This is a genomic window from Phytohabitans sp. LZ39 (assembly GCF_059359075.1).
Window position 1 is genome coordinate 226,873 of record NZ_JCADBM010000010.1, and the last position, 25,598, is coordinate 252,470.

Consider the following 25,598-nt stretch of genomic DNA (forward strand, 5'->3'; position numbering starts at 1 on the left):
ATCGCGGTAGCTCACATTCTCGAAATTGGGCTCAAGAAAGGCAGGCACCACGCTGACACCGGAAGGTCTCTAGTCGTCGTCGATCTGTTGGAAGGTGACGGTGGTGGGGGCGTACCCGTCCACCGAGAGCGTGAACACCACTCGGTCGTCGACCGTGTCGGCGTCCTGCGCGCTCATCACGGTGATGAGGCGGTAGTTCCAGTCCGCCGGTGAGAAGTAGACGATGGACGGCGGCGTGGCCCAGACGCCCGTGCCCGAGGACGACATGTGCAGCATCGCCCAGCCCGAGGGCGGATGGCTCAGCCGCACGCTGAACCCTTGGCCGGTGCCCTCCAGGACATCGACGTAGTTGCGGTCGGCGACGACGGCGGGCGCGTCCGGCGTGCTGCATGGCACGCCGTTGACCCGCCAGTCGATTGGCGGATTGTTGGTGCCGTAGTACGACGCGGTGAAGCCGAGGTACGCGGCCTGTCCGGGCTGCACGGGAGATTCCCAGGTCGCGCTGCGAGCGGTGACCGACTGGCCGGCCTGGCTCCAGGTCTGGTGCCACAGGCCCGTGACGGTTTGGTTGCCGGTGAACCGGAAGTCGACGGTGTACCCGTTCCACGGCTGGTCGCCGGTGTTCCGGAGTTGGACGGAGGCGAGGAAGCCGGGGGTAGGCCAGGGTTGCATGGTGTAGGTGACCTCACAACCGGCCGCCGCGTGTGCCGCGGTGGCGGGCGCGACCACGGCAAGTGCCCCGGCGAGCGCCGCGATCAAAGCACGGCACCCAAGCTCTAGATACATGTAAATGAATGTATGTCCGTGTGGTTGCCTCTCACCAGGTGTGTAGGGAGGAAGCGGAAAGGCGCCTTACGGGAAGTTCGGCCAAGAGATGTCAATGTGGGCTTTGTCGCGGCTCAGTTGGTCAGCTGCCGCGGACGCGGGTGTTGGCGGGGTCGAAGAGGGGCTCGTCGCGGACCTCGGCGCTTTGCCAGGAGCCGAATACGCCGACCTCGACCTTCGCGCCGATCTCCACTGTGGACGGCAGGTACGCGTACGCGATGGAGGCGCCGACGCGGTAGCCGTAGCCGCCGGAGGTGACGCGGCCACAGGGGCGGCCGTCGACGCGGACCGGCTCGGTGCCGAGGCAGACCGTGCGCGGGTCGTCGAGCACAAGGCAGCGCAGCCGGCGCTCCGGTCCGCCGGCCGCGCGGGCCGCCAGCAGGGCGTCGCGGCCGAGGAAGTCGGTCTCGATCCGGACGGCGAACGAGAGGCCGGCCTCGTCCGGTGTGGTCTCCGGCGTGATGTCGGAGCCCCAGACGCGGTATCCCTTCTCCAGCCGCATCGCGTCGATCGCCCGGTAGCCGGCCGGTGCCAGGCCGGACGGGGCGCCGGTGGACAGCAGCAGGTCCCACAGCGTCAGCGTGTAGTCGGTCGGCGCGTAGAGTTCCCACCCGTACTCGCCGACGAACGTGACCCGCTGGGCCAGCACCGGCACCGGGCCCACGGTCAGGTGGCGGGCGCGCATGAAGCGGAAGTCGAGCGCCTCGTCGACCAGCGGCTGGAGGACGTCGCGGGCGGCCGGGCCCCACAGGCACAGGCAGCCGTACGCGGCGGTGACGTCGTCGACGGTGACGCCCTCGGGCGCGTGGCGGCGCAGCCAGGCCAGGTCGCGCACGCCCGAGGCGGTGCTGGTCACGACCCGGAAGTGTGCCTCGCCGAGCCGGGTGACGGTGAGGTCGGCCTCGATGCCGGCGCGGGCGTTGAGGAGCTGGGTGTAGACCACCGTCCCCACCGGACGGTCCACATCGGCCGCGCACATCCGCTGGAGGAAGGAGACCGGACCGCGCACGTCGAGCTTCGCGAAGGACGACTGGTCGAAGAGGCCGGCCGCCTCCGTCGTGGCGCGGCACTCCGCCTCGATGGCCGGTGACCAGACCTGCCCGGCCCAGCCGGCGGGGCGCGGCGCCGAGGGCACGAAGCCGGGGGGTGAGCCGAACCAGTTGACCCGCTCCCAGCCGGCCTTCTCGCCCAGCGCCGCGCCGAGCGGCTCGAGGCGGGGCCAGGTGGCGGAGCGGCGCAGGGGACGGCCGGCGGACCACTCCGTGTACGGGTAGACGACGTCGTAGTAGCGGGAGTACGCGTCGAGCGCCTTGGCGGTGGCCCACGAGCGGCTCGCGGCGTGCGCGCCGAAGCGGCGGATATCCATATGGGACACGTCGAATTCCGGCTGGCCGTCCACAATCCACTCCGCCAGCACCTTGCCGACGCCGCCGGCCGCCGCGAGGCCGTGCACGCAGAAGCCCGCCGCCACCCAGAAGCCGCGCACCGAGGTCTCGCCGAGCAGGAACTCGCCGTCCGGCGTGAACGCCTCCGGCCCGTGCACCACCCGGGCGATCTCGGCCGTGCGGAGCGCCGGCACGCGGCGGCGGGCGTTGCCCCACGACTCCCCGAACTTCGCCAGGTCCGGCGGGAAGAGGGTGCGGGCGGTCGAGAGCGGCGCCTCGCCGGCCGCCGGCCAGCACACGTCGGGCGTGCGGATGTAGCCGCCGACCAGCAGCCCGTCGCCCTCGCCGCGAAAGTAGACGATGTGGTCGGGATCGCGCACGGTGGGGATGCCGGGCACGTCCGGGGCGTCCAATGGGGACGACACCACGTACTGGTGCTTGATCGGCACGATCGGGATCGCGACCCCGGCGAGGCGCCCCACGTGGCCGGCCGCCGCGCCGGCCGCGTCGACCACCACCTCGGTGGCGACGCGACCCTGGTCGGTCAGCACCGCCCGCACCCGGCCGCGCTCGACCTCGACGCCGGTGACCCTCACCCCGGTGTGGAACTCGACGCCGAGCTGGTGCGCGCCGGCGGCGAGCGCGGCGGCGAGCGGCTCGGGCCGCAGGTAGCCGTCGCCGGGCAGCCAGCCGGCCGACCGCACGTCGGAGACGTCGAGCATGGGCAGGAGCGAGCGGGTCTCGGCGGGGGAGAGCAGCTCCATCTCCAGCCCGTACGTGGTGGCGGCGCTGACCTGGCGCAGCAGCTCCTCCTCGCGCTCCACCGTGGTGGCCAGCCGCAGCCCGCCGACGCCCCGCCAGCCGGGGTCGAGCCCGGTGCGCTCGCGCAGCTCGGCGTAGAGCGACGAGGAGTACATGATCATGCGGGTCTGGCTGATGGTGGAGCGGAGCTGGCCGACGAAACCGGCCGAGTGCCACGTGGTGCCCTCGGTCAGCTCGTGCTGCTCCAGCACCACCACGTCGGTCCAGCCGAGCCGGGCCAGGTGGTACGCGACGCTGCATCCGGCCACCCCGCCACCGACCACGACGACCCGCGCATCAGTCCGCACACGTGAGTCGTATCACCTAATTGGTCAGACCAAAAGAGCTGAGCGGCCACTCAAAACGTAACCTGGCGTGTATTGACGCTTCTCATCCCACGGGCTGAAACTCAGCCATGGGTGCACGGACGGTCCATGTCGAAGACGTGCTGGGGCGCGTCGCGATGTGGTCTGGCCAGCCGGTCACCCACAGGCCGCTGACGGGCGGCCTTTCGCACCACATTTGGCGGGTCGACGTGAGGGGCCGCAGCTACGTGCTGCGCGTGCTCGAGCCCGCGGTCTCCGCGGCGGGGTTGGGGGTGCCCCCGCCGTTGGAGATCGAAAATACCCGGTTGGCGGCGGAGTCGGGCGCCGGCGCACGGGTCTACGAGGTGCTCCCCGACCTGCCCGCACTGGTGCTCGAGTTTCTGCCGGGGCGCACGCTCGACCCGGCGTCGGTGCGGGAGCCGGCCTCGATCCCCCGCATCGCGTCCGCCTGCAAGCGGCTGCACGCCGGGCCTCGCTTCGGCAACGAGTTCGACATCATCGGCAAGCTCTACGAACTGCTGGACGTGTGCCGCCACCACGACCTGCCGCTGCCCGACGGCTACCTCGAGCGGCTGTCCACGGTGGAGCACGTGCGCGCGGCGCTCGGTGTCATCCCGATGCCGACCGTGCCCTGCCACAACGACCTGCTGGCGGAAAACTTCATCGACGTGGCCGGCGCCATCCGGATCGTCGACTACCAGCTGTCCGGAAACAACGACCCGACCTTCGAGTTGGGCGACATCGCGGCCGAGGCCGACTTCGACCCGGACCAGGTGGCGGACCTCACCGCCGCCTACTTCGGCGCCGAGACCACGCCCGCGCTGGTCGCCCGGGTACGGCTGAACCTCCTGCTCTCCAACGTCACCTGGACGTTGTGGTTCACCGTGCATCACGGCCTGCTGCGCGATCCGGAGTCCACATTCGACTACTGGGCCGAGGCGGCCGACAAGTGGGGCCAGGCCTGCCGGGACATGGATGCACCGGACCTGGGCCGGCTCCTGCGGGCGGCCGCCGGCCGCACGTCCTCCCTCCATCCGTAGACAAGGGAGACCCTTATGGCAACCACCGTGCCGGCGACGGCCGAGCACCCCATGGACGACGACGCCCATCGCCTCGCCGAACTCGGTTACAAGCAGGAGCTGCGTCGCAAGTGGAGTGGCTTCTCCAACTTCGCCATCTCGTTCTCCATCATCTCGATCCTGGCCGGCTGCTTCACGACGTTCGGCCAGGCGTGGAACAACGGCGGCCCGATCGCGATCAGCTGGGGCTGGCCGCTCATCTCGATCTTCATCCTGATCATCGGCTTCTGCATGTCCGAGCTCGTGTCGGCGTACCCGACGGCGGGCGGCATCTACTGGTGGGCCTCGAAGATGGGCAAGCCGGTGCACGGCTGGTTTACCGGGTGGCTCAACCTCATCGGCCTCGTCGCCGTGACCGCGTCGGTCGACTACGGCTGCGCGACGTTCCTCAACCTGACCCTCTCGGCGCTCTTCGAGGGCTGGGCCGGCACGCTCAACCAGGCGTTCCTGCTCTTCGTGATCATCCTGACGCTGCACGGGATCATCAACATCTTCGGCCACCAGATCATCGACATCCTCCAGAACGTCTCGGTGTGGTGGCACGTGGTCGGCGCGGCCGCGGTCGTGCTGATCCTCGTCTTCGTGCCGGACAACCACCAGAGCATGCAGTTCGTCTTCACCGAGAAGTTCAACAACTCGGGCTTCGCCGGTGGCGACAACAACGGGCTGACGTTCTGGTTCTACATCCTGCCGCTGGGCTTCCTGCTCACCCAGTACACGATCACCGGCTTCGACGCCTGCGCGCACGTCTCCGAGGAGACCAGGGGCGCGTCGACGGCGGCCGCGAAGGGGCTGTGGCGGTCCATCTTCTACTCCGCGATCGGCGGCTGGATCCTGCTGCTGTCGTTCCTCTTCGCGGCGACCAACGTGGACGCGGTCAACGAGGCGGGCGGCTTCTCCGGCGCCATCTTCGAGAGCGCGCTCACGCCGTTCTTCTTCAAGGCCGTCATCATCATCTCCACCATCGGGCAGTTCTTCTGCGGCATGAGCTGCGTGACGAGCATGTCCCGGATGACGTACGCGTTCAGCCGCGACCGCGCGATCCCCGGCTGGCGGATGTGGTCCAAGGTGGACCGCAACGGCACGCCGGTCAACGCCATCATCGGCGCCACCGTCGCGGGCCTGATCCTCACCCTCCCGGCGCTGTACCAGAGTCCGGCCGGCATCCCGGTCGCGTTCTACGCTGTCGTCTCGGTGGCGGTCATCGGCCTGTACCTGGCGTTCCTCATCCCGATCGCGCTGCGGCTGCGGATGGGCGACCGCTTCGTGCCCGGCCCGTGGACGCTGGGCCGCAAGTACAAGGTGCTCGGCTGGATCGCGGTCATCGAGATCGCGGTGATCTCGCTGTACTTCATCATGCCGATCGTCCCCGCGGGCGTGCCCGGCAACGACGACTTCAGCTGGTCGTCGGTCAACTACGCGCCCATCGCGGTCGGCGGCCTGCTGCTCCTCGTGGCGGTGTGGTGGTACGCCTCGGCCCGCAAGTGGTTCACCGGTCCGCGCCGTACTATCGACGAGCCGGAGGTCTCCGCGGATCAGCCGGCCTAGCGCTAGGGGTGATCGATGCCGAGCGACGGGGTCGCCGCGCTGACCGGACAGGAGTCCAGCAGCCGGAGCATGCCCCTGTGGCGACCCGTGCGCGGCGGCAACGCGTTCGAGATCACGGTGTCCCGGCTGGCCCAGGCGATCAAGCTCGGGATGGTGGCCGAGGGAGAGCGGCTGCCGGCCGAGCGCGAGCTCGCCGAAAAGCTCCAGGTCAGCCGGGTCACGCTGCGCGAGGCCATCCGGGCCTTGCGGGAGGCGGGCTATCTCGAGTCGCGCCGGGGCCGCACCGGCGGCACGTTCGTGGTCTCGCGAGCGGGGCGGCCACCCGTCCCGCCGCGGGGCTCTGCGGGTCGGCTCGCTCCGCTCGCGTCGGCCCCGGATGCCGGCTCGATCCGGACGGGGCGCTCGGCGTCCAACTCCGGGTCCAGCCCGCCCCGTGGTCGGCCCGGCCGAAAGTCGGTGGCGGCGGCCGCCGTCACCCCGCTGGCCCGGCGTGGCACGGCGGCCGACCTGGCCCGGGAGATGGGCGACACCCTGCACGACGCGCTCGACTTCCGGCGGGTGGTGGAGCCGGGCGCGGCTGGGCTGGCCGCCAGCCGGGCGCTCGCGGCGGCCGACCGCCAGCACCTGGTGGCCTGCCTCACCGCGTCCCGCGACCGCGACCCGGCCACGCGGCGGGTGGCCGACTCGCGGCTGCACCTGGCTATCGCGGCGGCGAGCGGCAGCCCGTCGCTGACGGCGGCGGTCGCCGACGTGCAGCTCACGCTCGACCGGCTGCTGGCCGCGATCCCGGTCATCAAGCGAAACCTGGACCACTCGGACGATCAGCACACCCGGGTCGTCGACGCGATCCTCGCCGGCGACCCGGCCGCGGCCCGCTCGCTGATGGAGGAGCACTGCGACGGCACCGCGGAGCTGTTGCTCGGACTCTTGACCTGATATTGGTATAGCAATAGACCTTTTCCGGAGGCGCTCTCATGACGGCAGGCAGGCCGGCACTCTCGCTGGAAGAGCTGCGCGTGGCGGTCGACGCCGGTCAGATCGACACGGTGGTGCTCGCGCTCACCGACATGCAGGGGCGCCTGCAAGGCAAGCGGTTCCACGCCCGCTACTTCCTCGACGAGGTGGTCACGCACGGCAGCGAGGGGTGTAACTACCTGCTCGCCGTCGACGTCGACATGAACACAGTGGACGGATACGCGATGTCGTCCTGGGAGCGTGGCTACGGCGACTTCGCGATGGCGCCGGACCTTTCCACGCTCCGCCGGGTGCCCTGGCAGCCCGGCACCGCGATGCTGCTGGCCGACCTTCACTGGCTCGACGGCTCCGGCGACGTCGTGGCCTCGCCGCGGCAGATCCTGCGCCGCCAGCTCGATCGCCTCGCCGCGCACGGGCTGACCGCGTACGCCGGCACCGAGCTCGAGTTCGTGCTCTACCGCGACTCCTACGAGGAGGCGCAGCGCCGCGGCTACCGCGACCTCAACCCGGCCAACCTCTACAACATCGACTACTCGCTGCTCGGCACCGCCCGGGTCGAGCCGCTGCTGCGCCGCATCCGCAACGAGATGCACGGGGCCGGGCTGGTGCCGGAGAGTGCCAAGGGCGAGTGCAACCTCGGTCAGCACGAGATCGCGTTCCGGTACGCGGACGCGCTCACCTGTGCCGACCACCACGTGATCTACAAGAACGGGTCGAAGGAGATCGCGGCGCAGGAGGGTATGTCGATCACCTTCATGGCCAAGCCCAACCAGCGCGAGGGCAACTCCTGCCACATCCACTTCTCGCTGCGTACGCCCGCGGGCGGCGCGGCGATGGTCGGCGACGGGCCCGGGCATCTCTCCGAGACCGGGCAGCGGACGCTCGCCGGCCTGCTCGCCACGATGCGCGAGCTGAGCCTCTTCTACGCCCCCAACATCAACTCGTACAAGCGCTACCAGCCCGGCTCGTTCGCCCCGACGGCCGTGCGCTGGGGCACCGACAACCGCACCTGCGCGCTGCGGCTGGTCGGCCACGGCGGCCACTCGCTGCGGGTGGAAAACCGGGTGCCGGGCGCGGACGTCAACCCGTACCTGGCGATCGCCGCGCTCGTGGCCGGGGCGCTGTATGGCCTCGAAAACGAGCTCGACCTCGAAGAGGCGTACGGCGGTAACGCATACGAGGACGCCGCCGCACCCCGGGTGCCGTCCTCACTGCGCGACGCGGTCGGTCTGTGGGAGACTTCCGCGGTCGCGCGCGCGGCGTTCGGGGACGACGTGGTCGCCCACTACGCCAACAACGCGCGCGTCGAGTTGGCCGCTTTCGACGCCGCTGTGACCGACTGGGAGCTGCACCGGGGGTTCGAACGGCTGTGACGACGACAGATGTGCTCAACCCGGCGACCGGGCGGGTCGTGGCGACGGTCCCGTCGTCATCGACCCAGGAGACCGACGCCGCCATCGAGCGCTCGAGGGGGGCGTTCGATTCCTGGCGCCAGGTCTCGCCCGGCGACCGGGCCCGGCTGCTGCGGCGCTTCGCCGCGGTGGTCGACGCGCATCTGGAGGAGCTGGCCCGGCTGGAGGTCACCAGCGCCGGCCACACGATCGGCAACGCCCGCTGGGAGGCGGGCAACGTCCGCGACGTGCTCGACTACTACGCGGGCGCGCCGGAGCGGCTGACCGGGCGCCAGATCCCGGTGCCCGGCGGGCTCGACGTGACGTTTCACGAGCCGCTCGGCGTCGTCGCGGTGATCGTCCCGTGGAACTTTCCGATGCCGATCGCCGGCTGGGGCTTCGCGCCCGCGCTGGCCGCCGGCAACACGGTGGTGCTCAAGCCGGCCGAGCTGACCCCGTTGACCGCGATGAGACTCGGCGAGCTGGCCCTGGAGGCTGGCCTGCCGGAGGGCGTCTTCACGGTCGTACCGGGGAAAGGGTCGGTCGTGGGGGAGCGGTTCGTGACCCATCCCGCGGTGCGCAAGGTGTGTTTCACCGGGTCCACCGAGGTGGGCAAGCGGATCATGGCGGGCTGCGCGGAGCAGGTCAAGCGGGTGACGCTGGAGCTCGGCGGCAAGAGCGCCAACGTCGTCTTCGCGGACGCCGACCTCGCCGCGGCGGCCGCCGCCGCCCCGGCCGCGGTCTTCGACAACGCCGGCCAGGACTGCTGCGCGCGCTCCCGGATCCTCGTCCAGCGTTCGGCGTACGACGAGTTCCTGGCGCTGCTGGAGCCGGCGGTGCGGGCCTTCCGGGTGGCAGACCCGGCGCTGGAGACCGCGCAGATGGGCCCGCTCATCTCGGCTGGGCAGCGAGCCACCGTATCCTCCTATGTAGACGGTGCGAAGGTCGCGTTCACCGGCTCCGCACCCGGCGGGGACGGTTTCTGGTACGCGCCGACCGTGCTGCTCGCCGACTCGCCGGCCGAGCGCCACTGGCGGGAAGAGATCTTCGGGCCGGTCGTGTCGGTGCTGCCCTTCGACGACGAGGCCGACGCGATCCGGCTCGCCAACGACACCGAGTACGGCCTGTCCGGCTCGATCTGGACCCGCGACGTGGGGCGGGCCATCCGGGTGGCGCGCGGCGTGGAGTCGGGCAACCTGAGCGTCAACTCCAACTCCTCGGTGCGCTACTGGACCCCGTTCGGCGGCATGAAGCAGTCCGGGCTCGGCCGCGAGCTCGGCCCCGACGCGCTGCACGCCTTCACCGATGTCAAGAACGTGTTCATCGCAGCGTAAGGAGTGTGGGATGGAGCGTCTTGCCGGCCGTGTCGCGGTCGTGACCGGGGCGGGAAGCGGGATCGGGCTGGCCACCGCCCGGCGGTTGCACGCCGAGGGCGCGCTGGTGGTCTGCGTGGACGTCGACGAGGCGAGCGGCAAGGCGGTCGCCACCGAGGTGGCCGGCGAGTTCGTCGCCTGCGACGTGACCGACGAGGCGACCGTGCGCGAGCTCTTCGACGGCGTGGTGGAGCGGCACGGGCGGGTGGACGTCGCGTTCAACAACGCCGGCATCTCGCCGCCCGACGACGACTCGATCCTGGTCACCGGGCTGGAGGCGTGGGAGCGGGTGATCAAGGTCAACACCACGAGCGTCTACCTCTGCTGCAAGTACGCGATCCCGCACATGCGGCGGCAGGGCAAGGGCTCGATCATCAACACCGCGTCGTTCGTCGCGATCATGGGTGCGGCGACCAGCCAGATCGCGTACACAGCGAGCAAGGGCGGGGTGCTCGCGATGAGCCGCGAGCTCGGCGTGCAGTTCGCCCGCGAGGGGATCCGGGTCAACGCGCTCTGCCCCGGGCCGGTGGCGACGCCGATGCTCATGGAGCTGTTCGCGAAGGACCCGGAGCGGGCCGCCCGGCGCCTGGTGCACGTGCCGATGGGGCGGTTCGCCCAGCCGGAGGAGATCGCCGCCGCGGTCGCGTTCCTGGCCAGCGACGACGCGTCGTTCGTCACCGCGTCCCAGTTCGTGGTCGACGGAGGGATCACCGGGGCGTACGTGACGCCGATCTAGGGAGCTTTCCGGCCGCGCCGGCCCTGCGCGGGCCCGGCCAGGGCGGTTGTGCGCGCCGCTTTGCTCTGCTTCCCTGGGGTGGTCACCCCAGGGAAGGTCAGCCGATCTCCTTGCCCAGATTGGGTTGCGCTCGTCGATGGTGGCGAACGATCACCGCGCTCCATCGGAGGGCTTGCACCGCGGACGTGGCAGCGGAGGTCGGGGATCTCGGCTCGCCCCGCGAGCCGCCGGCCTGCGCGGTCTCCGGCGGGAGCGGCGGTCCGCAGGTGACACGGACCCGGGACAAAATCTGCCTTGGGCAACGTCGAACAGACGTAACCCCGACGGAAAGTCTCTGGGGTAGAGGAGCCGATCTAGGGTAGAAATAATCTGATGCGGCCGATCATCGGTATCACCTCGTACGTGGAGCCCGCCGCCTGGGGCGTGTGGCACGACGTACCGGCCGCCCTCCTCCCGTACTCGTACGTGCGCGCGGTCGAGGCGGCCGGCGGGCGGGCGATCGTGATCCCGCCCGACCCTTCCGGCGCCGAGGTCGTGCGCGTTCTCGACGGCCTGGTCCTCGCGGGCGGCCCCGACCTCGACCCCGCACGCTACGGCGCGCCGGCCGACCCGCGCACCGACAGCCCTCGTATCGAGCGGGACGCGGGCGAGTTCGCGCTGGCCGGCGCCGACCTGCCGATCCTGGGCGTGTGCCGGGGCATGCAGCTGATGGCGGTCGCGTACGGCGGGCGGCTGCACCAGCACCTGCCCGACGTGGTGGGGCACGACAAGCACCGCCCCGCGCCCGGCGTGTACGGCTCGCACGGCGCCCGCTTCGTGCGCGGCAGCCTGGTCGACCGGATCATGGAGGGCGACGGCGAGGTCAACTCGTACCACCACCAGGGAGTCGCCGACCCCGGGCGGCTCACGGTCACCGGCTGGGCCGACGACGGCACGATCGAGGCGGTCGAGGACCCGTCGCGCCCGTTCCTGCTGGGTATCCAGTGGCACCCGGAGTCGGACGGCGACATCCGGCCGTTCCAGGCTCTGGTGGACGCCGCACGATAGGTTGTGGCGTTATGGGGCGGCCTCTGATTGGTTTGACGACATATGCCGAGGATGCGCGCTTTGGGGTCAATGACACCTTTTCCGCCGTGCTGCCGCTGTCGTACGTCCACGCGGTACACGAAAGCGGGGGCCGGGCGGTCCTGATCACCCCGGACGCGCCCGACGCGGACGTCCTCGACGGCATCGACGGCATCATGTTCACCGGCGGCTCCGACGTCGACCCCGCGCTCTTCGGCGAGCCGGCCCACCCCGCCACCAAGGTCAAGCCCCAGCGAGACGCCGCCGAGCTGCTCCTGCTCCGCGCGGCGGTCGCCGCCGACCTGCCCGTGCTCGGCATCTGCCGGGGCATGCAGCTGATGGCCGTGGCGTACGGCGGGCGGCTGCACCAGCACCTGCCCGACGTGCTCGGCCACGACGGCCACCGGCCGGTGAGCGGCCCCAAGTTCGGCCACCACCCGGTGCGGTTGCTGCCGCACTCCCGCGCACACGCGATCCTCGGCGACGAGGTGACCGTCAACTCGTACCACCATCAGGGGGTCCGCGACCCGGGCGGGCTCACACCGGTCGGCTGGTGCCCGGGTGACGATCTGATCGAGGTGGTGGAGGATCCGAGCCGCACCTTCGTCCTCGGTGTGCAGTGGCACCCCGAGGACACCGACGACTTCCGCGTCTTCGAGGCCTTCGTGGAGGCGGCCAACGCCCGTAAGTTGGCGTTGCGGTAAGGCGGCCGCGGCCGGCGCTAGGGTGGAGGCCATGAGTGTCCGTGCCCCACTCGTGCCAGGCCAGATCTCGCCGTGGCGCCAGGTGCCAGCCAACATCCCCCGCCCGGAGTACGTGGGGAAAAAGCGGCCCAAGGAGTGGCGTGGCTCGCACGTGCAGACACCCGAGACGATCGACAAGATGCGGGTGGCCAGCCGGCTCGCCGCCCAGGCGACCCAGCTCGCCGGCGAGCACTGCAAGCCGGGCGTGACCACCGACGAGATCGACAAGGTCGTCCACGAGTTCCTCTGCGACCACGGCGCCTACCCGTCGACACTCGGCTACAAGGGCTTTCCGAAGTCGTGCTGCACCAGCCTCAACGAGGTGATCTGCCACGGCATCCCGGACTCCACCGTGCTGGAAGACGGCGACATCATCAACGTCGACGTGACCGCGTTCATCGGCGGGGTGCACGGCGACACCGACGCCACCTTCCTCGTGGGCGACGTCTCCGAGGAGGCGCGGCTGCTCGTCGAGCGCACGCACGAGGCGATGATGCGGGGCATCCGCGCGGTCGCGCCCGGCCGCCCGCTCAACGCCGTGGGCCGGGTCATCGAGGCGTACGCGCGCCGGTTCGACTACGGGGTCGTGCGCGACTTCACCGGGCACGGCATCGGCGAGGCGTTCCACAGTGGCCTGTACGTGCCGCACTACGACAACCCGCGGCTCGACGTGGTCATGGAGCCGGGCATGACCTTCACCATCGAGCCCATGATCACGCTGGGCACCCACGAGTACACGATGTGGCGCGACGGCTGGACGGTCGTGACCAAAGACCTCAAGTGGACCGCGCAGTTCGAGCACACGATCGTGGTGACAGACGACGGGCACGAGATCCTGACCCTGCCGTGACGGCCGACCGCCCGGCCGCGCTCGACCCACACCACCACGCCGACGTATCCGGCGGCTGGCTGCGCCCGGCGGTGTTCGGCGCGATGGACGGCCTCGTCACCAACATCGCGCTGATCGCGGGCGTGGGCGGCGGCGGGGTCTCGTCGCGGAACATCGTGCTCACCGGCGTGGCCGGGCTCGTCGCCGGCGCGATCTCGATGGGCCTCGGCGAGTACACCAGCGTGCGCACGCAAAACGAGCAGGTGGCCGCCGAGGTCGCCAAGGAGCGGCGGGAGCTCCAGCGCTTTCCGGACGCCGAGGCGCGCGAGCTGGTGGAGACCTGGACCTCCCGCGGCCTGCCCCGCGAGCTGGCCGAGGAGGTCGCCGCCGTGCTCAAGCGCAACCCGGAGGAGGCGCTGCGTTTTCACGCCCGCGAAGAGCTCGGCGTCGACCCGGACGAGCGGCCCAGCCCGTGGACGGCGGCCGTCTCCTCGTTCGTGTGCTTCTCGGTCGGCGCGCTGGTGCCGCTGGTCACCTACCTGCTCGGCTTCGACCAGCTGTGGCTGGCGCTCGGGGTCGGCGGTGTGGGGCTCTTCGTGGCCGGCGCGCTCGTCGCCCGCTTCACCAACCGCTCGTGGTGGGGCAGCGGCCTGCGCCAGCTCCTGCTCGGCGCCGCGGCGGCCGCCGCCACCTACCTGATCGGCAGCCTGATCGGCGTCAACGCCGCCTAGCGCGGTGCGTCCGGGTGGGACGGAGCGTCCAGCCTCCGCGACCCAAAGGCCCAACCCAGGCGGCCGTGCTAGGCGTCGAATATCTGGCTCACCGTCGCGTCGACCGGGCGGCCCCTGTTGGCCAGCTCCTTGGCCTGGTCGCGCAGGATGAGGCCGAGCTCGGTCATGTCGACGCCGGCCAGTCCGGTGCGCTTGACCGCGTCGGCGCTGTTGCGGAAGTACGTGCGGGTCAGCAGCCCGACCACCATCGCCGCCGAGAGCCGCGCCTCGCCGATCGTCAGCATCGCGGCGTCCGTCTCGTACCACTGGGTGAGCCGGACCGCCCGCGCGTGCGCCGAGGAGGCCCGGCACCACGCCTCACGAGCCAGCGTCGTGAACTCCAGCGACTTCGCCTCCGCCAGCCGCCCCAGGTGGGTGTCGCGGAGCCGCTCCAGCCAACCGTTCGGGTCGTAGATCGCGCGCGTCGTCACGTACCGGTCGGCGGCTACCGGCCACGAGGTCGAGAGCGTGCGGGCGTGCTGGAGGTACTCCTCCGCGGCCACCACGCCGAGGTCGACGAGGATCCCGTCCACCCGCCGGGTGACCGGCCGCGGCCCGGCGCCCGCCTTGTAGGTGACGACGACCATGTCGACGTCGCTCGTGTCGGTGTCGTCGCCGTGTGCCAGCGAACCGTGCACCCCGATCGCCAACACGCCGGCCGGGTATCGCCGTCGGGCCGCATCGGCCACCTGGTCCGCCACGACCCAACGGGGATTGGCGAGGTACGGGTTTGGCTCCGCCACGGCGATCATTCTCCGGCATCACTGTGGCGGTGCGGTAGCGCTGCGTTGCTGTTTCCCTCCGACCCACCCTATGTCGGACCGGCCCATCGCATCATGCTTACGATCCTGGCGCCCGGCGGACCCGGGTGGGTCCGCCGGACGTTTCTGTGGCACGACTCCGGGAGCTACGTCGCCCGGCGGGCCTCGATCGGCAGGCGGGAACGGGTGAGCAGGCCCGCGCCGAGCATCGCCACGATCGGCACGACGGCCACGACCGCGAGGCTCTCCCACGGGACACCGACCGGATACGGCGGCTCGCCCGGCCAGCGGCCCGCGCCAGCCTGGTTGTACGCGTAGAGCACCGCCGCGGAGACCCCGAGCCCGGCGGCCACGCCGAGCACCGTGCCGAGCCCGGCGATCACGCCCGACTGGCTCAGCGACAGCCGCCGCCGTACCCCCGGACTGGCGCCCACCGCGGCGAGCGTGGACAGGTCGGATCGGCCGTCGGCGGCGGCCAGGCCGGTGGCGATGCCGGCCGCGCCGAGCGTGATCAGCCCGGCCGCGGCGGCGAGGATCAACAGGGTCGGGTCGGAGCGGCGGTCCGGGCCCCGTTCGACCGCGACGTACAGGTTCTGGTCCACCTCGCGCAGCCCAGCGGTCAGCCGGTCCTCCTCGGCGGTGGTGGGTACCCGGCTGTTCGTCACGACCACGCCGGACGGGCGCTCGGCCAGCTTGGCCGCCGCGACCGCGCCGCTGGAGAGCAGGGCGCCGCCGTGCGGCGGCAGGCCGGTGGCGACCGCGTGTCCGGGCACGACGACCGTCGGTATCCGCTCGCGGTCTTCCGGCGTGGTGGTGCCCTCCGCTTGGCGGGAGTCGTAGATCTCCAGCGTGACCTTGCCATCGACGACGTACCGCGGATCGCTGAGCACGACGCCGCCCGCGGCCAGGGCCGCCCGCGCCTTGGCCAGGTCGTCGCCGGTCGCCCCGGTGATCCCGGGCAGCGACTCAGGCGTGGCGATGATGCCGCCGAAGCCCATGTACGACCAGCCCGAGATGCGCGCGCAGCGCGGATCCGCGAGGGCCTTGCGCTGGTCGTCGGCGCTCAGCGGCGTGGCGTCGTCCGCCCACGGGCACTCCCGCTCCCGCGGCATCCGTGGGCTGAGTCCACAGTAGACGTCGCTGGGCGTGCCGGCCGGGCAGGTGACTTCGTTGACCGGGACGGTGGTGCTCGCCGGGAAAGTGTTCCGGGCCAGTGCCGCCACCCGCCCCATGTCGGGCGCCTTCGCCGGTGCCCGCGGATCCGTGCCCGGACCGCCGTACTGGTACTGGACGAACGCGTTGCCGTCGGGCAGCCCGGCCTGGTAGCTCGCGTCGTTGCGCTCGTTGTCCGCGGTGAGCACGACGCCGAGCGCGACGCTGCCGGCGACGGCCGCCATCACCGCCGCGATGGCCGGCGCCGAGGCGGCCCGGTTGCGGGCGGTGTCGCGGAGCGCGATCCGGGGCGCGAGCGGCAGGACCCGGCCCATCCGGGCGATCAGCCCGACCAGCGCCGGCGTGCAGAGCACGAGGCCGAGCTCACCCACGATCAGGCCACCCAGTACCAGGTTGATTTCGGTCTGCCGGGCGCCGAAGACGGTCGCGGCGGCGCCGACCCCGGCCAGCCCGACGCCGGCGACGAGCCAGCGCTTGCGCGAGCGCACGCTGCCCCGCCGCCCGGTCAGTGCCGCGACGACGTCGCCCCGCGCCGCGGTGAACGCCGGCACGAGCGCGGCGAGCACACCGGTGCACACGGCGAGGGCCGCGATGCCGGCGAGCGCCAGCGGAAACACCCGGTAGCCGCCGGCCCGCTGGTTGACCAGCAGCTCCTCGAGCAGCGGCCGGGTGGCGAACGCGGCCACGACCCCGATCACCAGACCGGCGACGGCGCCCAGCAGGCCCAGCACGACGCCGTCGGCGAGGACGATGCGACGCAGGTGCGCGGGGGTACCCCCGTTGGCGGCGATGAGCCCGAGGTCGCGTCGCCGGCGGCGGGCGCCCACGGCGAACGCCGGGCCGGCGAGGAGCACGATCTCCAGGATCGCCAGGCCCGCGACCAGGCCACCGATCCCGATCGCCTCGGCGTCGACGGTCGAGTTCTGGAACATGTCCGGCGTCTCGGACGCCGGCGGCGGGTGGATGAGGACCTCGCGGGAGAAGACGACCATGCCCCGCTGGTTGAGCTGCTTGACCTGCTCCCAACTGACCGGGCCGGGGGCGTCCCAGAGCCAACCGGTGCCGCCGCCGGAGGAGTTGGGGCCGGTGGAGGGCATGGCGCTGGGGAGGAAGATGACGCTCTCGAAGAGCGCGGCCGGCAGCTCGGCGAGGCCGGTGACCGTCCAGGACTTCGTGCGGTCCGCGCTCTGGATCGTGTCGCCGACGCCCGCGCCGAGCCGATCGGCGGCGTCCGGGCTGATCGCGACCTCGTCGGCGCTCGCGGGCGCGCGGCCGTCGAGGAGTGTGACGAGGCCCGCGGTGAGCGGGTCCCGCAGGTCCAGCCCGCGGGTGCCGATGCTGCCCACCCCGCTGGCCGTACGGAAGTCCGCGTAGCTCTCCAGCGACGGGATGACCCGGCTGCCGGCGGGCAGGGCGGCGAGGATCTCCCGCTCGGTACGGGGCTGGGCGGGCGGATCTCCCTCGGCGCTCCAGCCGTCGCCGCGCGGGTTCTGCACGACCGGCCCGGTGTACTCCCACAGCAGCCGGGCGTCGGCGGTGCCCATGTCGCGGTCCGCCTTCTCGGCCGGGCGGAGCCGGAACATGTCGTACGAGGCCGCGGCGAAGGAGAGCGCCAGCACCGGCAGCGCGATCATCGCGATCACCAGCGCGGAACGGCCCTTTGCCCGGCGCGCCTCGCGGCGGGCGATGCGCAGGGCGGTCAGCCAGGACGTCACGGGACCGGCTCCAGGAGCTCTTCCGCCTGGGTGAGCGGGCCGGACGTGTCCACGACGACGCCGTCGCGCAGGAAGACCACGCGGTCGGCCCAGCCGGCGTGGCGTGCCTCGTGCGTGACCAGTACGCCGGCCGCCCCCGCGTCGACCCGCGCCCGGAGCAGCCGCAGCACCGCCTCGCCGGTCTGCGAGTCGAGCGCGCCGGTCGGCTCGTCGGCCAGCACGAGGCGGCGGTCGCCGACCAATGCCCGGGCGATCGCCACCCGCTGCTGCTGGCCGCCGGACATGTCGTCGGGGAAGCGCGGGCCGAGGTCGGCGAGGCCCACCTCCTCCAGCGCGGCCACGGCGAGCCGGCGCGCCTTGCGCACGCTCATGCCGTCCAGCTCCAGCGGCAGCGCGACGTTTTCCGCGGCGGTGAGGCTGGGCAGCAGGTTGAGGTCCTGGAAGACGTAGCCGACCGACCGCCGGCGCAGTGCGGCGAGCTGGCGCCTGGAGAGCTCGCCGAGGAGCTTGCCCTCGACGTACACCCCGCCCTGGGTCGGGCGGTCCAGCCCACCGGCGAGGTTGAGCAGCGTGGACTTGCCGGAGCCGGATGGGCCCATGACGGCGACGAGCTCGCCGGGGCGTACGCCGAGGGCGACGCCGCGCAGCGCGTGTACGGCGGCCGCGCCGTTGCCGTGTGTGCGGTGCACGTCGCGCAGTTCGAGGATCATGAGTGGGTCACCTCGCTGTGTTCAGGGTCCGGCGCCGTCGCCGGAATCGTCTTGGGTGGCGGGGGTGGGTAGCGCATCAGGCTCGCCTCGCAATGGTCCAGCCAGCGGATCTCCGCCTCGGCCTGGAAGATCATCGCGTCGAGCACGAGCCGCCACGGCAGGTCGGCGGGGTCGTTCTCCCGGCTCTTGAGGCGGGTGTACTCCTGGAGCGCCCGCATCGTGGCGGTCCGCTGGGTCTGCACCACCGCGCGTACGTCGACGCCGGGCGTGGTGAGCGCCAGCGCGAGCTTGATCGCCAGCTCGTCACGGGGGCGGTCGGTGCGGCTGATCGGCGTGGCGAACCACTGCGCCAGCTCGCTCCGGCCCGGATCGGTGATCTCGTACGGCCGCTGCCCCCCGTCGTTTTCCGGCAGCGGACGCACGAGGCCGTCCCGTTCGAGGCGCGACAGGGTCGTGTAGACCTGCCCGATGTTGAGCGGCCACGTCGTGCCGGTCGACTCTTCGAATGCGGCGCGGAGCTGGTAGCCGTACATGGGGCCGCGTTCGAGCAGCGCCAGGAGACCGTGACGGATGGACATGGCTACCGAGTATGCATACTCGGTATGCCACGGGCAAGACCTGGGGGTATCAGGTAGCCCGGCCGGGGAAGGGGACGGTGGCCGGGCTGACCCCGGCACGGCGCCGCCAGCGGGTGGCCCGGACCGCGCAGTCGGTGAGCGCGGCGAGCGCGGTGCCCCGGTCGGCGTCCTTGGTCGCCGGCAGCGCGGCCCGCCACACCGCCGCGGTGCGTTCCTCGATCTCGGTGGCCAGCCGGAGCGCGGCGGCCCGGTCGGTCAGCGGGTACGGCAGCGCGTAGCTCGGCGCCGCCGGCGGCGGGGTCGTGCCGAGCGCGGTCAGCCGGAGCACGAGCGCGTCCCGCCGGGAGCGGTGCGCGGCCTCGGCCTGGCGCGCGTCGCCGGCCGAGGCGGTGTCGAGGCGCACCCCGATCGGCCCGTACGCGTAGATCGCCGCGTGCTCGGCGTCGAGGGCGGTGACCAGAGCCTCCGGGCTCATCGGACCACCTCCAGGTGCGTCGCGCAGGCGGCGGCGATCGAGCCGAGCAGCGCGGCGCGCTCGGCGGGTGCCGCCTGGCAGGCTTGCGCGGCGGCCTTCTGGCACTTCTGCTCCGCCGCCCGCAGCGCGGCGAGTGTGCCCTTCGCGTCGCCGGCCGGCGGTGAAGGGCTGGCGGACGCGGACGCGCTCGGCTCGGGCGTCTTGATGACCTTGGCCAGGGCGGCCGCGTGCTCGCGGTGTGCCTCGGCGACCGGTGTCAGGCGCTCGGCGAGCACAGGAAAGGCGGCGATCGCCGCCTCGTGCTGGCCGGCGAGCGACCGCGCCTCGGCGAGCAGCGGAGCGAGCGGGTCGGGCGCCGGGGGCTGCGCCTTCTCCTCGTCGTCGCCGAAGAGGCCGCACCCCGAGATCGGGTATACCGCGACGGCCCCCACCGCCGCGGCCAGCACTCCACGGCGGGACGGCTGTTGATCTACAAGCCTGCTCCGCACGGCCAAAGTCTGCCGTACGCACGCCACCGGCCGGCCACCCCACTCCCGGGAAACCCCCACAGTGGTCCCACGCGGGGGAAGGTCGGTGCGCCGGCCGTCCCGGAAGCGCTTCGGCGCGTTACGCTCTGCGCAGCCACCGGACGCTGTTTGGTCCGGTGGCGAGGAGGCATGGCCGCCTAACCAGGCCGGGGAGACGGTGGCTGGGTGGCCCGAGTGACGGAGAGAGGTGCGCCTGATGACTCAGCGTGGTCGCACCACTCCACCGCGAGGCTCCGGTGACCGCCGCCGCCCGCCCGCCGACCGGACCCCGCAGCCCCGGGTCTCCCGGGATCGGGTCGCCGCCGTCGTGCAGCCGGTGGTGACCGATGCCGGATACGACCTGGAAGACCTCGCCGTGTCCCGGGCCGGCCGGCGACACGTGGTGCGGGTGACGATCGACGGTGACCGGGGCGTCAGCCTCGACGACATCGCCGACGTCTCGCGGGCCGTCTCGGCGGCGCTCGACGCGGCCGAAGCGGCCGAGGGCGATCTGCTGCCCGGCGAGTACGAGCTGGAGGTCAGCTCGCGCGGCGTCGACCGGCCACTCACGCTGCCCCGCCACTGGCGGCGCAACGTCGGCCGGTTGGTGAAGGTGAGCGCGGCGGGCCGCCAGGTCACCGCGCGGATCAAGGCCGCTGGCGACGAGGGCGTGACGCTCGACGTCGACGGCACCATCCAGGAGGTGGCCCACACCGACCTCGGGGCCGGCCGGGTGCAGCTCGAGTTCACCCGTTGGGGCGAGGTCGAGGGTGCGGACGAGGACGACGAGATCGACGAGGAGGACGAGGAGAGGTGAACATCGACCTCGCGGCGCTGCGCGCCCTCGAGCGAGAGCGGGAGATCCCGTTCGACACGATCCTCGCGGCGATCGAGACCGCGTTGCTGACCGCGTACCGGCACACGGAGGGCGCCGAGGCGCACGCGCGGGTGGAGATCGACCGGAAGACCGGCGCCGCGCTCGTGTACGCGCAGGAGCTGGACTCGGACGGCAGTGTCGTCCGGGAGTGGGACGACACCCCGCACGACTTCGGCCGGATCGCCGCGATGACCGCCAAGCAGGTGATCCTCCAGCGGCTGCGCGAGGCGACCGACGAGGTGCACTTCGGTGAGTACGTGGGGCGCGACGGCGACCTGGTGACCGGCGTGGTGCAGGCGCACGAGGCGCGCTCGGAGAAGGGCATCGTCACCGTCGACCTGGGCAAGCTGGAGGCGGTGCTGCCGCACTCCGAGCAGGTGCCCGGCGAGATCTACGCGCACGGCCAGCGGATCCGCTGCGTGGTCGTACACGTGGCGAAGGGCTTCCGCGGGCCGCAGATCACGCTCTCCCGGTCGCACCCCAACCTGGTGAAGAAGCTCTTCGCGCTGGAGGTGCCGGAGATCGCCGACGGCACCGTGGAGATCGCCGCGATCGCCCGTGAGGCCGGTCACCGCACCAAGATCGCAGTGCGCTCGACCGCGCCCGGTGTCAACGCCAAGGGCGCCTGCATCGGGCCGATGGGCCAGCGGGTCCGCGCGGTGATGAGCGAGCTGCACGGCGAGAAGATCGACATCATCGACTGGTCGGACGACCCGGCACACTTCGTCGGCAACGCGCTCTCGCCGGCCAAGGCGCTGCGCGTGGAGGTCGTCGACGCGGCCACACGCACCGCACGGGTGACCGTGCCCGACTTCCAGCTGTCGCTCGCCATCGGCCGGGAAGGGCAGAACGCCCGCCTCGCCGCGCGGCTCACCGGCTGGCGGATCGACATCAAGCCGGACAACGAGCCGGCGCGCCCCGCCGGTGGCGATCATGCGACCGAGCCAGGCGGCGCGGTCGCCGAGGCGTAGGAGTAGACTCTCCGTTGGTACGACGTGCGCGGCCGGTGCGCACCTGTGTGGGTTGCCGGCATCGGGCGGCGGCCACCGATTTGCTACGGGTTGTCGCGGTTCCCAGTGAGGCTGGCCACAGCCTTACGCCGGATCCGGCCCGTAGACTGCCGGGTCGGGGAGCTCATCTGCATCCTGATCCGGCTTGCTTCGCGCTGGCGGAGCGGCGTCGCGCCTTCGGGCGAGCGCTGCGCGTCACCGGTGTCCTGGACAGCGGTGCGCTGGCCGAGCACATCCGTGCGGTAGCCACTACGACCGGTCACCAGACCGGTCGGGGGTCGCAAAGAGCAAGGTAGGACGACCGACATGAGCACACGATGAAGTCGCTGAAATGACCAGGCTTCAAGTGCAGGAGTGAGGTCGCTGCGGGTGCCGCCCGCACGACCTCGGAGTGAGGAGTGCAGTGGCAGGCAAGGCCCGCGTACACGAGCTTGCGAAGGAGCTCGGGGTCGAAAGTAAGACCGTGCTCGCCAAGCTGAAAGAAATGGGCGAGTTCGTCAAGTCAGCGTCGAGCACTGTGGAGGCGCCGGTCGCCCGGCGGCTGCGTGGTGCGTTCGCCGCAGGATCGCAAGCCCCCGCGGCGGCTCCGGCCGCTCCGTCGGCCCCGGCGGCCTCAGCGGCGGCACCCGCCGCACCGGCTCCGGCGCCCCAGAAGGTCGCGGCGCGTCCGGCGCCGCCCCGGCGGGCCACGACGCCCGCGCCCGGGCCCTCGGCCCGACCCAAGTCCCCCGTCCCCAATCCGCCCCAGCCCACCCCGGTGGCCAAGCCCGCGAGCGCCCACGACATCGAGGTCGCCGCGGCGGAGGAGCGCGCGGCGCGGCTCAAGCGCGACCAGGCGGAGGCGGTCAAGGCCGCCCAGCAGGCGGCCAAGCAGCGTGACACCGCTCGGCGGGAGCCCCCGGCCGACGGTGCGACCCGGCCCAAGCCCAGTCCGGGCGCGGTGCCACCGCGGCCCGGTTCCCCGGCCGCCGGTCGGCCCACCCCACCCGCGGCACCCGCCACGGGTGGCGGCCGTCCCGGCCCGCGTCCGCCGCGCAGCGGTGGCAACAACCCGTTCGGCATCACGCCCAGCGGCCAGCGCCCCGCGGCCAGCGGCGGCGGTGGCGGCCAGCGGCCCAACCCGGCCTCGATGCCCCCGCGGCCGAGCCCGGCGTCCATGCCCCCCCGACCGAGCCCGGCGTCCATGCCGACGCAGCGGCCCGGCCGACCCGGCGGTGGCCCTGGCGGTCCCGGCGGTGGCCGTGGCCCCGGCGGCGGCGGTCGCGGTCCCGGTGGTGGCGGTGGCGGCGGCGGTGGCTTCCGCAGTGGCGGCGGTCCCGGCGGCGGCGGCGGCGGTGGCGGTGGCTTCCGCGGTGGCGGCGGCGGTCCCGGTGGCGGCGGCGGTGGTTACCGCGGCGGTCCCGGTGGCGGCGGTGGTCCCGGTGGCGGCGGCGGTGGTTACCGTGGCGGTCCCGGTGGCGGAGCGCCCGCGGGTGCCGGCGGTGCCGGCCGTCCCGGTGGTGGCGGTCGCGGTCGCGGCGGCGGTGCGGCGGGTGCCTTCGGGCGTCCCGGTGGCAAGCCGACCCGCGGTCGCAAGTCGAAGAAGCAGCGGCGTCAAGAGTTCGACAACCTGTCCGCGCCGCAGATGAGCTCCGGTGCTCCGCGCGGTCAGGGCCAGGTCGTCCGGCTTTCGCGCGGCGCGTCGCTCTCCGACTTCGCCGACAAGATCAACGCCAACCCCGGTTCACTGGTCCAGGAGATGTTCAACCTGGGCGAGATGGTGACGGCGACGCAGTCGGTCTCCGACGACACGTTGCTGCTGCTCGGTGAGCACCTCGGCTTCGACGTGCAGATCGTCAGCCCGGAAGACGAGGACCGTGAGCTGCTTGCGCAGTTCAACATCGACCTCGACGCGGCGGTCGACGAAGACCGGCTGGTCAGCCGGCCGCCGGTCGTGACCGTCATGGGTCACGTCGACCACGGTAAGACGAAGCTGCTCGACGCGATCCGCAAGACCAACGTGATCGAGGGCGAGGCCGGCGGCATCACCCAGCACATCGGTGCCTACCAGGTCATGGTCGAGCACGAGGGCACCGAGCGGGCGATCACCTTCATCGACACCCCGGGTCACGAGGCGTTCACCGCCATGCGTGCCCGTGGTGCCCAGGTGACCGACATCGTCATCCTCGTGGTCGCGGCCGACGACGGCGTGATGCCTCAGACGATCGAGGCGCTCAACCACGCCAAGGCGGCCGAGGTGCCGATCGTGGTCGCGGTCAACAAGGTCGACAAGCCGGAGGCCAACCCGGACAAGGTGCGCCAGCAGCTCACCGAGTACGGGCTGGTGGCCGAGGAGTACGGCGGCGACACGATGTTCGTCAACGTCGCGGCCAAGCCCGGCATCGGCATCGACGAGCTGCTCGAGGCCGTGCTGCTGACCGCTGACGCGTCGCTGGAGCTGACCGCTCCCGTCGACGGGCCGGCTCAGGGTGTCGCCATCGAGGCCCACCTCGACAAGGGCCGGGGTGCGGTGGCCACGGTGCTGGTGCAGAAGGGCACGCTCCGCGCCGGTGACTCGATCGTCGCCGGTGGGGCGCACGGCCGGGTCCGCGCCATGCTCGACGAAAACTTCAAGGCGGTCACCGAGGCGGGTCCGGCCCGTCCGGTGCTCGTGCTCGGCCTCACGGCCGTGCCGGGTGCGGGTGACACGTTCCTGGCCGCGACCGACGACCGCACCGTGCGACAGATCGCCGAGCAGCGGCAGGCGCGGCGGCGGGCGGCGAGCTTCGCCAACTCCCGCGGCCGGGTCACGCTCGAAAACCTCATGGAGCAGATCAAGGAGGGCGAGAAGACCACGCTCAACCTCATCCTCAAGGGCGACGTCTCCGGTTCGGTGGAGGCCCTGGAGGATGCGCTGTTCAAGCTCGACATCCCCGAAGAGGTGCAGCTCAAGATCCTCGACCGGGGCGTCGGCGCGATCACCGAGAGCAACGTCATGCTCGCCAGTGCCTCGTCCGAGGCCGCGACGATCATCGGCTTCAACGTGCGGGCCGCCAACAAGGTCCGCGAGATCGCCGACCGCGAGGGCGTGGAGATCCGGTACTACACGGTCATCTACCAGGCCATCGAGGAGATCGAGGCGGCGCTCAAGGGCCTGCTCAAGCCCGAGTACGAAGAGGTCGAGCTCGGCTCGGCGGAGGTCCGCGAGGTCTTCCGTTCGTCCAAGGTCGGCAACATCGCGGGTTGTATCGTCCGGTCCGGCGTCCTGCGGCGCAACGCCAAGGCGAGGCTCATCCGCGATGGGGCCGTCGTGGCCGACAACCTCACGCTCAGTTCGCTCAAGCGGTTCAAGGACGACGCGACCGAGGTCCGCGAGGGCTTCGAGTGTGGTCTGACGCTCCAGGGTTACAACAACATCCAGGTCGACGACGTCATCGAGACGTTCGAGATGCGCGAGAAGACGCGCTCGTAGCGAACGCGTAGCAAGCGCCCCGCCGGCATCGCACCGGCGGGGCGCTTGTGTTTTCCGGGCGTACCGTGGACGCGGGACGTCGCCAAGGGGGTAGCCGTGGAGCTGCATTGGTGGTCGATCGAGGTCCGGCACGGAGCGTTCTCCGCCCACCGGTGGCGCGACCAGCTCGGCGAGTCGCTCTTCGAGATGGCGGTGACCCACGGGGCGCGCGACTGGGGTTGGGTGGAGCAGCCCTGGGGGCTTGTCTTCGAGGTGGGCTTCCGCGACCCCGAGGGATGGCTGCGCTTCCGGGCGCTGCCCGGTGTGCGTGCGGTGCTCGACGCGGTGCCCGACCCGGTCAACGGGCTATACGTGTATCCGGGCCGCGGCGGCAGCTCGGGCGCGCCGCTGCCCCTGCACCCGCGGCTGCCGATGGGCGCCGGCGCCGCGCCGCTGCCCGAGACCCCGGAGCCGATCATTGTCGCGGGGCGGTCCCCGGCCCAGTAAGTTCTCTCGG

The 25,598-nt window shown here is 72.1% G+C and carries 22 protein-coding genes and 1 pseudogene; 15 read left to right on the top strand and 8 right to left on the bottom strand.

The genetic code is table 11. The annotated features are described in order from the left end of the window. Window positions 1-69: 69 nt before the first annotated feature. Both AC5L36_RS20995 and AC5L36_RS21000 read right to left on the bottom strand, forming a co-directional pair. On the bottom strand, window positions 70-786 hold the full coding sequence (locus AC5L36_RS20995; protein WP_441215333.1) for a cellulose binding domain-containing protein: 717 nt from the start codon (window positions 784-786) through the stop codon (window positions 70-72). Between the two features lie 121 nt (window positions 787-907). Then, window positions 908-3,319, bottom strand: coding sequence for a GcvT family protein (locus AC5L36_RS21000; RefSeq protein ID WP_441215334.1), 2,412 nt, complete (start codon window positions 3,317-3,319; stop codon window positions 908-910). A 155-nt stretch (window positions 3,320-3,474) separates the two neighbouring features. Between AC5L36_RS21000 and AC5L36_RS21005 the strand changes: the two genes are divergently transcribed. From AC5L36_RS21005 to AC5L36_RS21050, 10 genes are all read left to right on the top strand, one after another. Further along, window positions 3,475-4,377 carry a choline/ethanolamine kinase family protein gene (locus AC5L36_RS21005; protein ID WP_494908713.1) on the top strand — a complete coding sequence of 301 codons (903 nt, stop codon included), beginning with the start codon at window positions 3,475-3,477 and terminating at the stop codon, window positions 4,375-4,377. A 15-nt stretch (window positions 4,378-4,392) separates the two neighbouring features. Further along, complete coding sequence (locus AC5L36_RS21010) at window positions 4,393-5,964, top strand: amino acid permease (protein WP_441215336.1); 1,572 nt, start codon at window positions 4,393-4,395, stop codon at window positions 5,962-5,964. A 15-nt stretch (window positions 5,965-5,979) separates the two neighbouring features. After that, window positions 5,980-6,900, top strand: coding sequence for a FadR/GntR family transcriptional regulator (locus tag AC5L36_RS21015; RefSeq protein WP_441215337.1), 921 nt, complete (start codon window positions 5,980-5,982; stop codon window positions 6,898-6,900). A gap of 38 nt (window positions 6,901-6,938) precedes the next feature. Continuing rightward, entirely contained in the window at window positions 6,939-8,312 is a 1,374-nt protein-coding gene (locus AC5L36_RS21020; RefSeq protein ID WP_441215338.1) for a glutamine synthetase family protein, read from the top strand. Then, window positions 8,309-9,664, top strand: a complete 1,356-nt coding sequence (locus AC5L36_RS21025; protein ID WP_441215339.1) for an aldehyde dehydrogenase family protein — start codon at window positions 8,309-8,311, stop codon at window positions 9,662-9,664. The genes AC5L36_RS21020 and AC5L36_RS21025 overlap by 4 nt, the downstream gene beginning before the upstream one ends. Before the next feature lie 10 nt (window positions 9,665-9,674). Beyond that, the gene (locus tag AC5L36_RS21030) at window positions 9,675-10,439 is read left to right on the top strand and encodes a 3-oxoacyl-ACP reductase (protein ID WP_441215340.1); all 765 of its coding nucleotides are present in this window, start codon (window positions 9,675-9,677) and stop codon (window positions 10,437-10,439) included. A gap of 372 nt (window positions 10,440-10,811) precedes the next feature. Further along, window positions 10,812-11,486, top strand: coding sequence for a gamma-glutamyl-gamma-aminobutyrate hydrolase family protein (locus AC5L36_RS21035; protein ID WP_441215341.1), 675 nt, complete (start codon window positions 10,812-10,814; stop codon window positions 11,484-11,486). 11 nt (window positions 11,487-11,497) lie between these two features. Further along, window positions 11,498-12,208: a gamma-glutamyl-gamma-aminobutyrate hydrolase family protein gene (locus tag AC5L36_RS21040; protein ID WP_441215342.1), complete on the top strand. Its 711-nt coding sequence runs from the start codon at window positions 11,498-11,500 to the stop codon at window positions 12,206-12,208. Window positions 12,209-12,239: 31 nt separating this feature from the next. Next, entirely contained in the window at window positions 12,240-13,097 is an 858-nt protein-coding gene (map, locus tag AC5L36_RS21045; RefSeq protein ID WP_441215343.1) for a type I methionyl aminopeptidase, read from the top strand. Further along, on the top strand, window positions 13,094-13,807 hold the full coding sequence (locus AC5L36_RS21050) for a VIT1/CCC1 transporter family protein (RefSeq protein WP_441215344.1): 714 nt from the start codon (window positions 13,094-13,096) through the stop codon (window positions 13,805-13,807). Before map ends, AC5L36_RS21050 begins: the two co-directional genes overlap by 4 nt. Window positions 13,808-13,875: 68 nt before the next feature. On the opposite strand, the gene AC5L36_RS21055 is transcribed toward AC5L36_RS21050, so the two are convergent. The 6 genes from AC5L36_RS21055 to AC5L36_RS21080 form a co-directional block, all read right to left on the bottom strand. Next, complete coding sequence (locus AC5L36_RS21055) at window positions 13,876-14,589, bottom strand: nucleotidyltransferase domain-containing protein (RefSeq protein WP_441215345.1); 714 nt, start codon at window positions 14,587-14,589, stop codon at window positions 13,876-13,878. Window positions 14,590-14,753: 164 nt separating this feature from the next. Beyond that, on the bottom strand, window positions 14,754-17,495 hold the full coding sequence (locus AC5L36_RS21060) for an ABC transporter permease (protein ID WP_441215346.1): 2,742 nt from the start codon (window positions 17,493-17,495) through the stop codon (window positions 14,754-14,756). Next, entirely contained in the window at window positions 17,492-18,205 is a 714-nt protein-coding gene (locus AC5L36_RS21065) for an ABC transporter ATP-binding protein (RefSeq protein WP_441215347.1), read from the bottom strand. Before AC5L36_RS21065 ends, AC5L36_RS21060 begins: the two co-directional genes overlap by 4 nt. Beyond that, window positions 18,202-18,783 carry a PadR family transcriptional regulator gene (locus AC5L36_RS21070; RefSeq protein ID WP_441215348.1) on the bottom strand — a complete coding sequence of 194 codons (582 nt, stop codon included), beginning with the start codon at window positions 18,781-18,783 and terminating at the stop codon, window positions 18,202-18,204. The genes AC5L36_RS21065 and AC5L36_RS21070 overlap by 4 nt, the downstream gene beginning before the upstream one ends. A 49-nt stretch (window positions 18,784-18,832) precedes the next feature. Next, on the bottom strand, window positions 18,833-19,258 hold the full coding sequence (locus AC5L36_RS21075) for a ferritin-like domain-containing protein (RefSeq protein WP_441215349.1): 426 nt from the start codon (window positions 19,256-19,258) through the stop codon (window positions 18,833-18,835). Next, a complete protein-coding gene (locus AC5L36_RS21080; RefSeq protein ID WP_441215425.1) occupies window positions 19,255-19,689 on the bottom strand; it encodes a hypothetical protein in 435 nt (144 codons plus the stop codon). Before AC5L36_RS21080 ends, AC5L36_RS21075 begins: the two co-directional genes overlap by 4 nt. A 292-nt stretch (window positions 19,690-19,981) precedes the next feature. On the opposite strand from AC5L36_RS21080, the gene rimP reads away from it, so the two are divergent. The 5 genes and pseudogenes from rimP (at window position 19,982) to AC5L36_RS21105 (ending at window position 25,588) form a co-directional block, all read left to right on the top strand. Next, a complete protein-coding gene (rimP, locus tag AC5L36_RS21085; protein ID WP_441215350.1) occupies window positions 19,982-20,581 on the top strand; it encodes a ribosome maturation factor RimP in 600 nt (199 codons plus the stop codon). After that, window positions 20,578-21,612: a transcription termination factor NusA gene (gene nusA / locus AC5L36_RS21090; RefSeq protein ID WP_441215351.1), complete on the top strand. Its 1,035-nt coding sequence runs from the start codon at window positions 20,578-20,580 to the stop codon at window positions 21,610-21,612. The genes rimP and nusA overlap by 4 nt, the downstream gene beginning before the upstream one ends. A gap of 14 nt (window positions 21,613-21,626) precedes the next feature. Continuing rightward, window positions 21,627-21,961 (top strand): annotated as a pseudogene (locus AC5L36_RS21095) (YlxR family protein). Between the two features lie 93 nt (window positions 21,962-22,054). Further along, window positions 22,055-25,102 carry a translation initiation factor IF-2 gene (infB, locus tag AC5L36_RS21100; protein ID WP_441215352.1) on the top strand — a complete coding sequence of 1,016 codons (3,048 nt, stop codon included), beginning with the start codon at window positions 22,055-22,057 and terminating at the stop codon, window positions 25,100-25,102. Between the two features lie 96 nt (window positions 25,103-25,198). Continuing rightward, window positions 25,199-25,588 carry a hypothetical protein gene (locus tag AC5L36_RS21105; protein ID WP_441215353.1) on the top strand — a complete coding sequence of 130 codons (390 nt, stop codon included), beginning with the start codon at window positions 25,199-25,201 and terminating at the stop codon, window positions 25,586-25,588. Window positions 25,589-25,598: the final 10 nt, after the last annotated feature.

Excerpts from the sequence above, each read along its gene's own strand:
- AC5L36_RS21005 (WP_494908713.1), top strand. The coding sequence starts at position 3,475 with ATGTGGTCTGGCCAGCCGGTCACCCACAGGCCGCTGACGGGCGGCCTT.
- AC5L36_RS21035 (WP_441215341.1), top strand. The coding sequence starts at position 10,812 with ATGCGGCCGATCATCGGTATCACCTCGTACGTGGAGCCCGCCGCCTGG.
- AC5L36_RS21020 (WP_441215338.1), top strand. The coding sequence starts at position 6,939 with ATGACGGCAGGCAGGCCGGCACTCTCGCTGGAAGAGCTGCGCGTGGCG.
- map (WP_441215343.1), top strand. The coding sequence starts at position 12,240 with ATGAGTGTCCGTGCCCCACTCGTGCCAGGCCAGATCTCGCCGTGGCGC.
- rimP (WP_441215350.1), top strand. The coding sequence starts at position 19,982 with ATGACTCAGCGTGGTCGCACCACTCCACCGCGAGGCTCCGGTGACCGC.
- AC5L36_RS21040 (WP_441215342.1), top strand. The coding sequence starts at position 11,498 with ATGGGGCGGCCTCTGATTGGTTTGACGACATATGCCGAGGATGCGCGC.
- AC5L36_RS21070 (WP_441215348.1), bottom strand. The coding sequence starts at position 18,783 with ATGTCCATCCGTCACGGTCTCCTGGCGCTGCTCGAACGCGGCCCCATG.
- AC5L36_RS21015 (WP_441215337.1), top strand. The coding sequence starts at position 5,980 with ATGCCGAGCGACGGGGTCGCCGCGCTGACCGGACAGGAGTCCAGCAGC.
- AC5L36_RS21010 (WP_441215336.1), top strand. The coding sequence starts at position 4,393 with ATGGCAACCACCGTGCCGGCGACGGCCGAGCACCCCATGGACGACGAC.
- AC5L36_RS21065 (WP_441215347.1), bottom strand. The coding sequence starts at position 18,205 with ATGATCCTCGAACTGCGCGACGTGCACCGCACACACGGCAACGGCGCG.
- AC5L36_RS21075 (WP_441215349.1), bottom strand. The coding sequence starts at position 19,258 with ATGAGCCCGGAGGCTCTGGTCACCGCCCTCGACGCCGAGCACGCGGCG.
- AC5L36_RS20995 (WP_441215333.1), bottom strand. The coding sequence starts at position 786 with ATGTATCTAGAGCTTGGGTGCCGTGCTTTGATCGCGGCGCTCGCCGGG.
- AC5L36_RS21030 (WP_441215340.1), top strand. The coding sequence starts at position 9,675 with ATGGAGCGTCTTGCCGGCCGTGTCGCGGTCGTGACCGGGGCGGGAAGC.